This is a genomic window from Pseudoalteromonas rubra (genome assembly GCF_005886805.2).
Lineage (GTDB): Bacteria > Pseudomonadota > Gammaproteobacteria > Enterobacterales > Alteromonadaceae > Pseudoalteromonas > Pseudoalteromonas rubra_D.
Window position 1 is genome coordinate 490371 of the sequence record NZ_CP045430.1, and the last position, 14354, is coordinate 504724.

Genomic DNA, 14354 nt, shown 5'->3' on the forward strand with positions numbered 1-14354 from the left:
TGACTATCAAACGCAAAAGCGGGCCGGCACTACATATGCTCAGCCCACATCCAACACTGATTAGTTACGAGGAGGGAATACCCCATCTGTTGCAATCAGCCAGTTAACCGGTAATACCGGGTTCAATATATTTAAAGGTGCAGAGCCGCCCGTGTTAGTAACAGTGACTGTACCGCCTGCTGAGCCACCACCAGATACGGTTAACCCTTCAATAGTCGTAAGGTTCGCTGACTCAAAACCCGCTTTGAAAAAGCCCTCGCTATTATTTGCTGCTATGTAAGAGCTGCTATCCGGCGTCTTAGTATTTGCCGAATTAGTAGCGACCTGTAGCGTGCCACTTACCGGATCTGAGCCACCAAGCGGCGTGAAAACTGCCGTGTGCGAGTGCGCAGGCATATGTGCAATTTGAATACCTACCAACTCAGTACCTAGCCTTTCACCCTGACGATAATCCATACCGCCGGGTCGCACACCTTGACCGACCGGGCTGCGACCGCGCAGATCTGGTAACGCAAATGTCGTACGCGCGTCCCCACCATAAATAGTCCCGAGTAAGGCAAACAACGCCTGATTTTGTGAAATTGCCATGGTCTGGCCTAAACACATTGCCCAGTTTCTGATTGTAAAAGCACCGCCGAAGGTACCCATTGAGCCAATATACGGGTCAGTAGACATATGAATTCCTCTCTAATTCGTAAACATACCCTTTAACGATAAACGCTCAGTACCACTAAAATACACTCAGTGATTTATCGACTTGTTGCGACAAGTTCGCATCAACTACTTCTATTATTGCTTTGCCTAGGAGGCAAAAATGTAACAAAAAGCTATCACTGCTCAGGATCAATCAGGGTTTCCTTCCGGTAAGTGTGGTGTAAAAACAGGTGGGATAAAAAATTCAGGCAATTGCACCCTGCGCGCCTCACCGCTCAAGACTTTGTCTAGGCAGACTGTACCGATATCGTTAATGCTCACGTTTAGTTCAGCCGGATCATCACTGTTTGAGAAACGCCAGTATAATTCCGTAGTTTTATAACGTAAGAGTGCCATTAATGGATACTCATCAAATTCGCTGGGACTGTCGCAAAACCGTTCGTGACAGTCTTCAAGCTTCTGGTTTCCCAAAAACTGGACTAATAAGCTGCCCATACCCGGCACTTCCAAAATACTGCTCTCGCCCTGTGCGACAACCATCTCGCCAGTGCCTTCGGCTTTCGCAATACGCTGCCCTTCACCGCTAGGTAAAGCACCTCCGTTATATGGAAACAGCGTAAGATCATAACCATATCGGTTGGTCAGATTGATCTTTATATTCATATCTATCTCGCTTCTGAGTTAAAGTTCAGAGCATAGTTAGAAATGCAGGATAATAAGTACATCGGCTGGGCCACTCACAAGTCCTTCTCAACTAAGCTACCATTGTAAAATTTAGTACAAAGGTATCGGTTTGCAATTGATATACCTCAATCAAAACACTTAATTTTGAACGCTACATTCTGCCCTCAGATGAGGCAGCCACTTCTAAACCAGGTTCCAGTCCAAACAGCACCGCAAACCGGTAGCCATCAAAAATACCTTGCTCGGTTAAAATCGTATCCAGGCGAATAGCACCATCAACCGTTTTAACTAATAACCCTTTGATTCTGTCGAGCTCCAGAATCGTACCCGGCTTAATGCCTGCCAGCTTACATTCCATAGTGCTGGCCTGCATAAGCTGCAACATACCTTCACGAAATTTGAAACGGGCGCCACCCAGTTCAGCATTGGCTGCACGCGCCAGATTGACAATCTCAGTGCTCGTATGATGTCGCCAGTCAATCAATAAATCTTCCACCTGAACATGCGCTGCATAGCGAGGCTCAAACTGCTCGCCATCCATTTCAATGTATTCACTTTGCGCTTGCCAGTTCAAAGTACCAGCGGCCTGCTGCTGAGCAAATTGCTCGAGCAAAGCAGGAACTGCCTGGGCTATTTTCTGGTGAAAGCACTGTGAAGTATCAAAAGGGTGCACCGGTAAATCAATGTGCGTAGCAATGTCGCCAGTATCGAGCTGCTCGGCTACTTTATGTAGCGTTAACCTGACAGTATCTGCACCTGTTTTAAGCTGCCAGAACACGGGCATTGGGCCACGATAATCAGGCAATGCACTAGGGTGAATATTCAGGACATCACCGGCAAAAAAGTCTATCAGCTTGGCACGAAGCTTATGTTTAAACAAATAGGCTATGCCACTGTTTGCACCCAGTCTATCGAGATCGGCAATCAAGGCGTCGTCCGACTCTGTTTTGTATTGCAGCATGGGAATTTGATGATGGTGCAAAAAGCGCTGTAACTGAACGAGGTCCGGATTGGGTTCAGCTTCAATCAACACCACACAACTCAGTTGGCCTCTTTGCAATAGATACTGCACGGCGGTCAGGCATAAGCAACTGCTGCTGAACAAAGCATATTTCACTTCCATGGTCATCTCCCTATGCTTTTACCGGGACAAACCCGGGCATGCCACTAAGCTGATAGTAAAATTGCACTGTATCACCGCTATTAGCGACAAAATGCGTGTGTTCAAGCTCTCTGGGCCGGGCATCAATATAGAAGTTCATGTCGGGTTTAGGGTGCGTAATACCTGAGTCGTATTGATCCAGCCCTTCTTCACCAAACGTGTTGATTTGGGCATAAACCGCCAAAATACGGGTCGACATATCCTCAACGCCAGTTGGTATTGTGATTGTATTCGCTGCAACAACCCGAATGTCATCATCAAGCTCTATCTCTGTCATCTCTAATAGCGCAGACTTATCAATACGCATCAGCTCGCCCAGTTCAACGCGTTCGTTTAACGCGCTGTCACGCAAGTGATCGGAGTGGCAGTATTCGGCGTCTTTCCATTGCTGATTGTATTCTGTTTCGCCATGGATCATCATGCCTTTAATCGATACAGAGCGCGGGATCATCCAGCCATCAAGCGTCAGAAATTTAACTAAGTGCCTTGCAATGGCCAGCTGCCCTTCTCGGGTAAAACCATGTTGCATGGCCTCCAGCACCAGCAGGTCAACGGCCTGCTCTGGCTCATATACCGTGGCGTCTTCTTCGATAATATCTGCGACAAACTCACCTAGTTGTAAGTCATCAATCAGCTGTTTTAGCGTGACGATGGCACCTGGATGAGTATCTACGAATAGCACCTTAATTTGCTCGTGGTTAAACTCGTTCTGGTTTTTGTAGTAGCTGAGTAAAGGCAGTATCAAAGGCGCAAATGGGCCGCAGGCAGGATACAAAATAGTTACAGAATCTTTATGAGACAGCATGCCCCGAATTGCCTTATCAATGCCTTTTGCATAACCCTGAATGCGGTAAATGTCTTTAATTGTGTGGCGGCTATTGTAAGGGGACATGATCAGTCCCGTCGGTGCAATATACTGACGAGTCAATAATTCTTCACTGAGCTCTGCCATGGACATTGACTGCAAAGCGTGCTCGTACATCGCCTCAAAAGCTGCTGTAAGTTGCGCGTGAGTCGTTTGCGTGGTGCTGAATATTAGCGCCATCGCATCTACAAAGCTCTGAGTAAGCGCCTGTTGTCTTTGTGCGGTGGTGAGCTTGGCCTTAAGCAGGGATTCAAGTTGATTTCGGACGGTATGTTTTAAGAGTTGGTCTATTTTTGGATCGGCATAATCTGTCACTGACACATTACGCATCTGATGTTTTTCCATCGGGCGCTACCTAAGTATGATATTTCCGTGATTACAAGGCGTTACCTGTCATATTTTGATGCCATACGTAACGCCTGTCAGCGTTCACTGTTCAGTCTAGTTGAGTGCTGACAATTTGCGAGTATCAATATTAAAAACCCACTTTCTGTCGTTCAGTTTGCCCCCTGACACGAGGATATGCTGGGTACCATCCAGTGATCTGTAAAGCGGCTTTTTACCCAACCGAGAACGGCCGTATGAGTACAAAAATGCGCCATTATTGCTGAATACTTTGATGCTGGCCGTACCCATTTCAAGAATATGAACGTGGCCATGGGTATCCAGTGTAATTTTTTTAGGCCCGTTTAACTGGGCGTCCAGTTCTGTACCAAACTCACTGATCTCTGTGAGTTTATCACCATAGAAGTTTGCCACAGTGACAGAGTGTTGCCCTCTTTCTATGAGATACAGCAACTGCTGATTTGGCTCAATGGCAAAATCGTTAAGACTGCTAAATCCTTGCGGTAACTTAATTGTTCCGCTGGAGTTCCCGGACAAATCGAATACGTTTATCTCACTGCTCGTTTCAAAATATACGAAGATGTTTGCGTTGTAGCGTCTCGCCACAGCGGGTTTTAAGGTGATTTGCACGGCATCACCGTTTGGAGATTCTATAGCGACTTTCGGCGCTTCAATCGCCAGCGTGTCGAGCTGTTCACTACTTAAACGTTGTGTATCCTGCTCTGAAAATGTAAATGAAGTGCTATTAGCAGCAAGTGCTGTGACTGGCAAAACGCCACTCGCACATAAGTATGAGCTTGTTTTTAGAAAAGTACGACGTTCCATCTTTATACACCATTAGCGACCGAAAAGCTGATTTATTATTACAAACTACTGAATAATTAGATATTACACTATATTACACCACAAACAACCTATACCAATTAAGTACGACTTTATCCCAAAAATGTAGTAATTTAGCACTTTTTAACCGTAGTTTATCCCAATACTAAGCCAGAAGCATTTGACCCTCTATTGATAATCGGTAAAGATTAAAAGCCAACAGGTTTAGCATGCTTCAGACTAGTCAGTAACTATTGAAATTATTGAAATTTACTCATGCTATGAGGTGAGTTTTCAGTAATCCTTACGATCTTCATCTTAGTGAAACCTGTCTGATGTCAAATAAACGATACTATGGGCAAGGATGTTGAAAAAACATTGTAATAATCGTAATTCTTAACAATAATTTAGAGCTTAAGTTCGAGCCCTGTTAACAAATTAGATAAAAATAAGACTATGCCACTAACTCAATTTTCTGATCCTTATATCCAGGATCGCTTTCAGTCGACGCAGTATGAGCTCATCCACAAGATCGGTGAAGGTGGTTTTGGTAAGGTTTATAAAGCGAAGAATAAAAACACCGATCAGATCGTGGCAATCAAGTTCTTGGCACTTGAACCACATCTGGACGAAGCCAAGAAGCACCGTTATGTGGAGCGATTTAAACGCGAAACCACTCTGAGCAGCCAGTTGCAGCACCCGCATATTGTGAGGCTGCTAGACAAAGGCCAGGTTGATGAAAACCTGCTATACGGTGTGTTTGAGTATGTGGAGGGTCAATCCCTGCGCGAGCACCTGATCCAGGAAGGCGCGTTGGACGCAGTAGACGCAACCGACATTATGTTGCAGGTGCTCGACGCACTGATCCATGCACACAAACAAGGCATCATTCATAGGGACATCAAACCTGCGAATATCATGCTGACTCAGGCTGGTGCCAAAACCTATGCAAAGATTCTCGACTTTGGTATTGGTACGCTTAGCCAGGAAAACCGCCATCAGGACTTTGCGACACTAACACTCACGCAAGAAACCCTGGGTACGCCTTCTTACAGCGCCCCCGAGCAATTACGCGGTGAGCCTGCGTCTGCCAAAACTGATATCTACGTCTGGGGTCTGGTATTTTTAGAATGTCTGACAGGATTACCTGCTGTAACCGGCTCTAGTATTGCCTCGATTTATCACAAGCAATTGAGCGATGTTCATATTCCGCTACCAAGCGCCCTGCTAGGCCACCCATTATCCGGATTACTACGCCGCGTATTACAAAAAAATGCAACTGAGCGAGTCATCTCCGGTGAGGAAGCATTTGCTGAGCTCAACTCCATGAACGTCTCAAATCTTGTTGGCGTGCTGGCAGATGTGCAAGCGCAACATGGTTACGACGATGCCACAGTGGTGCTGCGTACTGATGATCCGGCTCACCCAGGTCAGCAAGATTACACAACGCTGACAGAGCGTAAACAAATCACCGTCATGGCGCTGAGACTGAGCGCTAAAATATTGGATGAAAACGCCAAAGATCTGGATGTCATAGACACCCTGTTTAAGTCGCAGCGTAACACCTGTATCGATATTGCAACCCGTTTTGGTGCCTACCATGTCGGCAACCTGGCTGATACCGCGTTATTCTATTTTGGCTACCCCGTTGCCAGTGATAACGACACCCGCCTGAGTGCACGTACCGCGCTGGATGTTGTGAGTGAGCTAGGCAAACGTAATGCGCTGATGCAGGAAGCCCACGGCGTGCAGCTGAATGCTCATATTGGCTTACATTCAGGTATTTTTGTCACTTACGCCAATGCCGTACCGGAAGGCCATATCGCCAATACAGCAATGCAGCTCGCGCGTCTTGCCGGTGAACGACAAATTTTGTGTACCGCAGAGTCACGCGCCATTCTTGAGCCTTACAGTGAGTTTGACTATTTCGACAATATGCCGCTTGGCATGGCGTTTGAGCAACAAGCCATTTATAACCTGAAGGGTGAAAAGCGGGTCGAAGCCTTTGGCTTTATGCGCGGCACACGTCACCATCACAAGTTGATTGGCCGTCAGAGCGAGCTCGATAAAACCCTGTCGATCATCAACAACGAACAACAGACCACCCGGGTTGCCCATATCTATGGTGAAGCAGGGATCGGCAAGTCACGTTTACTACAGGAAATTCGCGCCAACGCCGGTAAATATCAGCACCTAGTTGCCCAGTGTTTGCCCGAGCACCAGAACAACGCGCTCTACCCTATTCTGACGCTGGTGCGTTACCTGTTTAACACCAGCAACCTCAGCAATACCGAGGTAATAGACCTGTTTGTATCGCTTCTTAATGAACAAGACAGCACACTCAACACAGATGCCATTTTACCAATTCTGATGGTCTGGCTGAACATCGAATTACCAGAAGACATGCAGCCGTCGTCACTGGCACCGGACGCACAAAAAGAGTTACTGTTCAAAGGCCTGAGTGCCCTGTTGCTATCGCACAAATTCAGCCTCAGTAACCACAAGCTGTACATCATTGAAGATATTCACTGGGCGGACTCCACCACCTTAGAATTTATTCATCACTTTGCCGAGAGCCTCAGTGATGGTAGCGTGCTGATCAGCACCTCGCGTCAACCTAAGCCGGATAGCCTGCACGACCTCACATTGCTTGAGCTGGAGCTCCACAAGCTCACCGCCAAAGCTACCGAAGATTTCATCGAACAATTGTTCGAGGGCAAAGCCGTGTCACGAAACGTGCGCGACATCCTGGTTAGCCGCACCGATGGTATTCCACTGTTTATCGAAGAACTGGTTGATATGCTGAAACAAAAAGCACTCGTCAGCGAGCAAAGCGGCGAAGTCAATTTCGTCAGCCCGGATAAACTCGATCAGGTCCCCAGCAGCCTGCGTGAATCACTCCAGCAAAAGCTTGATAGCTTAGTGCACGCCAAAGAAACGGCACAACTCGCCGCTACCATTGGCCGAGAATTCGAATACGACCTGCTCGTCGCCGCGTCATCACTCAGCGAAGATCAGATCCAAAACGACCTGAATGAACTGATCGAGAAAGACCTCATCATCCAGCAGCGCCGGGTTGAAAATGATAGCTATATCTTTAAACACGCGCTGGTGAGAGATGCGGCTTATGGGAGTATGAGTTCATCCATTGCTCCGACATTCCACAGTGCAATCGCAGATACGATGCACGCCAATGCAAAATGGAACAAAGATGAACTTTATGCAGTCATTTCAAAGCACTATTATCTTGCCAATAAAACCATGCGGTTTTTGACGTACTCGCGAAAAGCAATTGTACATTACTCCAAACTAAACAGCTTCACATCAGCGAATGATATCTATCGTAGCTGCACAGAAACATTAAAAAGTAACGCTCATGATGTCGATGTGATCAAGGAGGAGGTGAAGATTATTGAGGCAATATACCCGTGTATTTTATCTCATGAAGGCTCAGGTTCGGCTTCCGTAACAGAATTAGGTGAGCGCCTTTCAATTATTAAAAATAATAACCCCAGTGTAGAATTAAGTAAATACTCTAACTTTATTATAGATTGGAGCGAGTACCAAGATTTACATTTCCGTTCAAAAACGTCTGGCGCATATGAGAAAGGAAAGAAACTTCTTAGCTCACTAAATAAAGTCGGTGAAAGACAGCTATACATTATAACTTTAGCTCAATTCATTCAAACTGAGGCATGTATAGGAAAAGCGACTGACGGGATCGCGTCAGGTTTAGAAGTATTAGAGAATTATCGCTTAGAAGAAGACTCCAATTTATATAGGCTTTTTGGTTGGGATCCTAAGTGTGTTGCATCATGTCAATTATCGCTCATATACGCAGCTATGGGTGATTATGAAAAAGCCAGATATTACATTGGAAAAGCATATGAACATGCAGTTCTAATTGAGAGTGAAATTGACCAGGATATTGCTTGGGCATTTGAAATATTAGTTCATTATTTCTCTAGAGATAGAGAACTGATGGAAATAGCTACATCCAGACTTAGTAACGATAGGAATTGGCAAAATGACAATTGGTTTAGGCTTTTTGTCCAGCTTGGAAAGGATTGGTTAAATAATGAAACTGATATTTCTTCGCAATTTTGTAACTCAATCCTTGAACAAGGTAGAGGTGGGCCTTTTTTCTACTGGTTTCCAATGTATTTAGAAAATGCATTAAAAACAGGTGAGGCTCAAAATACATTAGTCAACACAATTAAAATCTGTCTAGAAAATAATGTTCAGGGCCCTCTTCTCCTACTTATCGAACTTGCGAAAATACATAAAGTAGACTTGGGAGTTCTGAGCGAAAAGTATAAAAAGCTGTGTTTCAATGAGATACAATTAAATCATACAATCCAAAAAATGAAGGACGAAAATAATGTCTGCTAATAAACCTGCTGGACTTGGAGATACTGCATTTGGCTCTTTTTCAGGGTCACTTCAAGTACTATTTGATGAATCAGTGCTAGACGGTGCATCCGTCCATGAAAGCTGGAGCCATGCATGGGGCCGTGCCGTTGCTTATGCATGGGAAAGTGAACAAAATAAAGAAATGCTACTTTCAAATCCTGTAGCAGTTTTGGCAATGTTCAACTTTACACTCCCTGCTGGTGTTGAGCTTCAAGTTGTTGATGCAAACAGGAGCGAAGAACAGTCAATCACCATTGCGGCAACCGAAACGGAGCTACAGTATCAAAGGCAAAACCTAAAACCGGGCTATTTTAAAGCATACTTGGTTGACCCAGAAACCATAGTACCTAGCCCTGAGCACGGCTTTGTTGACTTTAAGCTGGTCTCAGCCGATAACTCAAGCTACTTCAGCACCACTAAAAAGTGGACTGATGTCCCTGTCAATGGATGGGTTGAAATACCCGGTTCAGGTGTAATTGTAAAACACCCATCAGGCCGATTATGGTTTGTTACGACTGAAGAAATTGCAGAAGATAGCGCAGAATGGAGCAATACTAGAACCAGTCAAATGCTAGATGATTTTGTAAGCAGCAACCCTTCATTCTTGAATTTAGGCTCAACAGTAATTATGAAGTTGCCACCTAAACCAGAAGAACAACAAGACGTGGCAATGTCTTTAATGGACTACGATGCGCTTGGTAAAATCTACCCTTTCACTACTTGATTTAGGAGGGAGCGAAAGCTCCCAACTTTTTAATGAAATTTGCATTATTACCCAACTTGTTCGACCTTAATTCTGTAGAATTAAACGCACTGTATGAATATTATATTACAAAACAGTTCCTGAACCACGGTGAACCACTGAGAAAATGGTGGCTAGATGAAATGGATACAAAGGTAGCGAAGGTAGACCAAGTTCATCAGATATGCCCTGAAACACAAAAACTCATAACTAAACTAAATAAAAATTACTTCCCTGAATATTTTAGCAGTAAGGTGATGCAGCTATGGGCTAGTTCAGTTATTTTTATTCCACCAGATAATGGACAAAACACTTGCTCTGTGAACTTTCACCGCGATAATGATATTGTTGATTTCATAACAGGGGAACATTTTTCGTTTTCTCTAGCACTGTCCCCCGTAGAAGCATATCTCTCAGATAACCTGATGAGTAGATTTAATGCATTTGACAATATTTGCCCAGACTCTGTGACCCTCGAGCAAACCAAGAGGATTGAAATCAAGCAAGGTCAATCTCTTATAGTGAACAGAGAAGTATTTAAAGGCTTTGGTAAAAATACGACTAACCAGCATCAGGTTTTACTTAACTTCTATGTCCGAGGTATAGACAGTGAAGTTTTGATGCAAAAAAATAGCTATGGCCTAACAAATAGAATAACAAACTTTTCGATTTCCCCTATTTTATGAAGCATTACTCTATAAAACCTGAAGCTTTTCTTTTCAAAGAAGACAAAAATCTATACATAATACATAATGATAGAGAATACTTGATTCCATTAAAAGCGCTCTCAGATTTACAAATAACTGAAAATGGGATCCGGGTTGAATGCAGTGATGTTGAGAAAATGCTACTTGGCAGCGACCTAATTTCAGAGCAAGATACAAGATCATACAAGCCTGAAACCTTCCTTACAGGGATAAATCTCACATCTTTGTCGACAAGCGCACTCACAAGTCAAATATGCATAAATACATTTGACATCATAGCTAACGAAATAACAGATCCCAGAATTGATGAGTTAGTTATGAACCATGAGATAACTCGCGTCATAATTCCAACCACTCAATTGCCACAGGTAATTATAGGAAGAAATAAGGCAGAAATGCTTCGCCTGATAAATACATCTCGAGAAATTTACCTTAATACTAGACCTTTAAGAAGAAGGCTATTTAAAAAAGGGGTTGATTTTACAAGAGACCTAAAGGTTTCCCATGAGTCATTAAATAAACTCATTTGTATATCTAGCTATGGTTGGTCATATGTTTCCGAGAGTGATGCATTAAAAACATGGAGTCCAGTAAAAAAGTTCATACCAGATCAGGATAAAGTGGTTAACAAGCACTCCGGCTTTAGAGTAGTCAATAAAGAAGAGACATTAAAGAATATTGAAGTAATAGTAGACCCAATATTCGGATGCCTTTGTTTCCATGGAAAAATAAACAACAATACGGACAAAGATGGGAGTAAAACCTACTTTTCTACTTTTTGCGAGCACCCTGTAGACTCAGACAGCATCAGCAATGAATCTTTATACTACACAGCAATGGGGAAAGGTATAGATGACAAGCAATCAAAAGTAAGCTCACTTTGCGAAGCAATTGAACGCATGTCATCAAATTTTGACGACTCTATCAATGCTATCGAAGCAAAGCAAAGTGAATTAGAAAACTGCCTAAAGCTTGCTGAGTTAACACCATTCAGCCAAGCTCAATACAAAAAATTTGCACAACGAATAGCTCAAGGCACTCAGTCAATATATGAGGTGGAGGAGTACTTAGATCAGCCAATTCATTGGACAAAGTGCAAAGATCTATTCGACCAAGAGTACTGGGTTCCTATAAACTTTGTCTACAAGAATACGCCATATCCGTCTCGCTTTGTGAAGTTCTATCATAATGGAGGCGCCGCGGGAAATAGTGTGGAAGAGGCTTTACTGCAGGGTACATTGGAACTAATAGAAAGAGATGCCGTTGCTATATGGTGGTACAACAAATCAATAGTACCTAGACTAAGCTTAGACGACCTTGGTGAAGAATTAATAAGCCAGATTGAGCTATTTTTCGGTCAAAAATACAACCTCTGGTTGCTTGATCTAACATCTGATATCGGTATTCCTGTTGTAGCTGCTATTTCATTAAATACTGAAAACAGTGAAGTAACACTCTCATTCGGGTGCCATTTAGACCTAATAATAGCAAAACAGAGAGCCATAACGGAGCTTTTTCAAGTTCACGAAATTAAAGATATAAATACATCCCCTTTCAGTTTTTCTGATATTAAATTGGAAAGTTATATCATCGGCAGCCCAGAGAAAAAGAACACCGAAATATCTCTTCGATACAACTTCAAAAGTATTTCAGATTCATTGAATTTTATAGTAAATAAGCTTAGGCGTGTCGGTGTAAATTTATACTATGTAGACCAATCCAAAGACAATCTACCACTTTACGCTGTGAAAGTTATCGCCCCCAACTTATGCCACTTTTTTCCTTACTTAGGTTCAGAAAGGCTCTATACTGTACCAGTGAAAATGGGGTTTATAGAAAAGGCAAGAAATGAAAGTGAACTAAATAAATTAGAGCTTCTAATATAAAGTGGTATGTAATAACTCATGTGTGGAATATTAGCCTCCATTAGCAATCGAAATAACACAAATGACCTCATTACGTCTTTAGAGCTATTGAATCACCGAGGTCCAGATCAACAGAATTTTTATTATGATGAAATTGCAGGAGTTTTTATAGGTCATAAACGACTATCAATAAACGGAGGTTCAAGTGCTCATCAGCCTATACTTTCTGAGTACAGCGCATGGGTTTGCGCTGTAAATGGAGAAATATATAATGATGCTGCGCATCTCGAAAAGTCAGGAGCACCTTTTACATCAAGGTCGGATAGTGAAATAGCATTAAGAGGCGTTGAGCTATTTGGTGTTAATTATCTTGATGAACTAGAGGGTGAGTTTGCACTATGTTTATATAACCGAAAAACTGAAAAGCTCTACCTTGCCCGAGACAGAAATGGCAGCAAGCCACTCTACTACTATCATAATGGCGATTGTTTTATAGCCGCGTCAGAAATTAAAGCTTTGCTATCTGCGGGTGTACCTGCGGTATGGAATAAGCACTATTTAGTTGCAAAAGAACGGTTTTTAGTAGGTGCCAAAGAAACATTTGTAAAAGGAGTCTTTTCTGTCCCCCCTGGTCATATAGTTGAGTACACAGATAGTGAGCTAAAAAGCTATCCATTTTGCAAGAAGTCTCCTTTTTACGCCGATTTATTTAAACAGTGTGATATTTCTTACGAACAGGCTACACTGGAGTTTAGCCAGCAGTTTGAGCAAGCCGTGAACAAAAGAATACCTCAAGAACGTTTTGCTTGTTACTTAAGCTCTGGCATAGACTCATCATACATCAGCGCTTTATCAGCTCGACTGAGTGATAAAGCTGAATCATTCAGTATTGGGTTCTCTAATAGTCCACTAGATGAAAGCCTGGCAGCTGAAAGATTGGCTAAGCAGCTTGGAATAAAACACCATACACTTCAACTAGATCACAGCGATCTCATTGGATCATTTGAAAAATCTATCTATCATGCAGAATCGATAGTGCCAAATTTAAATGTTGCCGCCAAATACCTGTTGAGCCGTAAAGTACAAGAATGCGGGATTAGAATTGCACTAACAGGAGAAGGGGCTGATGAATCATTGCTTGGCTATCAGTTTTTCCAATATGATTTGAATTCTCCTCTAACACGACAGGGCGAACACACTCCGCTTTTTGAAGGTCAAAGCATACTTGAGTCTGCATTGAATTTTACACCCAGCGCAATTTTAAGTGCTACGTCAAACTTTCAGTTATTCAAAGCTTTGCGCTCTGCTGACTTCTCTGATACTTGTTACACAACGCACTTAACCGCACCGCACAGTGACATAATTACCTCCTCCATTGGATACAGCCAATGGCTTCACTATAACACTGTATATCAGGACTATAACTTGCTTGCTCTGGGAGATAAAACTGAACTGGCAAACTCAATAGAAGGCCGCCAGCCTTTCCTGGATAACTCATTAGTCGCTTTCATTCACTCACTCCCAACTGCCTTCAAGTATTGCAACGGTAAAAATAAGAGAATTTTAAGAGATGCATTTACTGTAAATTTCCCTCATTTGCATGTAGAGCAAATCAAAAAACCTTTTTTAGCCCCGACTAACTTAACCAAAAACATTACACTTTATCTGCTAGATGAATTATATGAATTGTCTAACAGAGAATCACAATTGGGTATTTACGATATAGATAAAGTCATCACCTTTTTTGAGTCTGTTGTAAAAAGTCGGACTCAGTTAGACTTTTCAGAAGACATTGTTGTTTGCCACTTCCTAAGTATTCTGTTTTTGCAAAAACACTTTAATTTAGAAGCGTAACTATATTATGAAACTCAAGTTTAATAGCAAATTCAGCATCTTTATGGATGCGCATGATAACGTCCTGCTCAACAGCCAAACTAATGAATTTGTTTTGGATGCTAAAAATTTCCCCTTGTTCTCACGCTTCAAAAGCCTGACAAATGTTGATGAGCTGGCGAAAAGTGTTCCTGCCGAGCTTTTAGCCCACTTTTATTATCAAGTAGAAAACGCGACTAAAAGAGGCTGGCTAGTTGAAGCG

The 14354-nt window shown here is 42.8% G+C and carries 10 protein-coding genes; 5 read left to right on the forward strand and 5 right to left on the reverse strand.

The annotated features are described in order from the left end of the window. Positions 1-60: 60 nt before the first annotated feature. From CWC22_RS21255 to CWC22_RS21275, 5 genes are all read right to left on the reverse strand, one after another. Positions 61-675, reverse strand: a complete 615-nt coding sequence (locus tag CWC22_RS21255) for a phage tail protein (RefSeq protein WP_138539271.1) — start codon at positions 673-675, stop codon at positions 61-63. A 168-nt stretch (positions 676-843) separates the two neighbouring features. Continuing rightward, on the reverse strand, positions 844-1317 hold the full coding sequence (locus tag CWC22_RS21260) for a hypothetical protein (RefSeq protein ID WP_138539270.1): 474 nt from the start codon (positions 1315-1317) through the stop codon (positions 844-846). 172 nt (positions 1318-1489) lie between these two features. Continuing rightward, a complete protein-coding gene (locus CWC22_RS21265; protein WP_171045129.1) occupies positions 1490-2461 on the reverse strand; it encodes a methionyl-tRNA formyltransferase in 972 nt (323 codons plus the stop codon). A gap of 10 nt (positions 2462-2471) precedes the next feature. Next, positions 2472-3710, reverse strand: coding sequence for a hypothetical protein (locus tag CWC22_RS21270; RefSeq protein ID WP_138539268.1), 1239 nt, complete (start codon positions 3708-3710; stop codon positions 2472-2474). Positions 3711-3806: 96 nt separating this feature from the next. Further along, entirely contained in the window at positions 3807-4535 is a 729-nt protein-coding gene (locus CWC22_RS21275; RefSeq protein ID WP_138539267.1) for a hypothetical protein, read from the reverse strand. 453 nt (positions 4536-4988) lie between these two features. On the opposite strand from CWC22_RS21275, the gene CWC22_RS21280 reads away from it, so the two are divergent. From CWC22_RS21280 to asnB, 5 genes are read left to right on the forward strand one after another with little or no spacing between them, the layout of a single operon-like run. Further along, positions 4989-8924, forward strand: a complete 3936-nt coding sequence (locus CWC22_RS21280; protein WP_138539266.1) for a TOMM system kinase/cyclase fusion protein — start codon at positions 4989-4991, stop codon at positions 8922-8924. Beyond that, positions 8914-9669 carry a hypothetical protein gene (locus CWC22_RS21285; protein ID WP_138539265.1) on the forward strand — a complete coding sequence of 252 codons (756 nt, stop codon included), beginning with the start codon at positions 8914-8916 and terminating at the stop codon, positions 9667-9669. The genes CWC22_RS21280 and CWC22_RS21285 overlap by 11 nt, the downstream gene beginning before the upstream one ends. Before the next feature lie 32 nt (positions 9670-9701). Continuing rightward, positions 9702-10373, forward strand: coding sequence for a hypothetical protein (locus CWC22_RS21290; protein ID WP_138539264.1), 672 nt, complete (start codon positions 9702-9704; stop codon positions 10371-10373). Beyond that, positions 10370-12280, forward strand: a complete 1911-nt coding sequence (locus CWC22_RS21295) for a YcaO-like family protein (protein ID WP_138539263.1) — start codon at positions 10370-10372, stop codon at positions 12278-12280. Before CWC22_RS21290 ends, CWC22_RS21295 begins: the two co-directional genes overlap by 4 nt. 18 nt (positions 12281-12298) lie before the next feature. Then, the gene (gene asnB / locus CWC22_RS21300; protein ID WP_138539262.1) at positions 12299-14113 is read left to right on the forward strand and encodes an asparagine synthase (glutamine-hydrolyzing); all 1815 of its coding nucleotides are present in this window, start codon (positions 12299-12301) and stop codon (positions 14111-14113) included. The last annotated feature ends 241 nt before the right edge of the window (positions 14114-14354 follow it).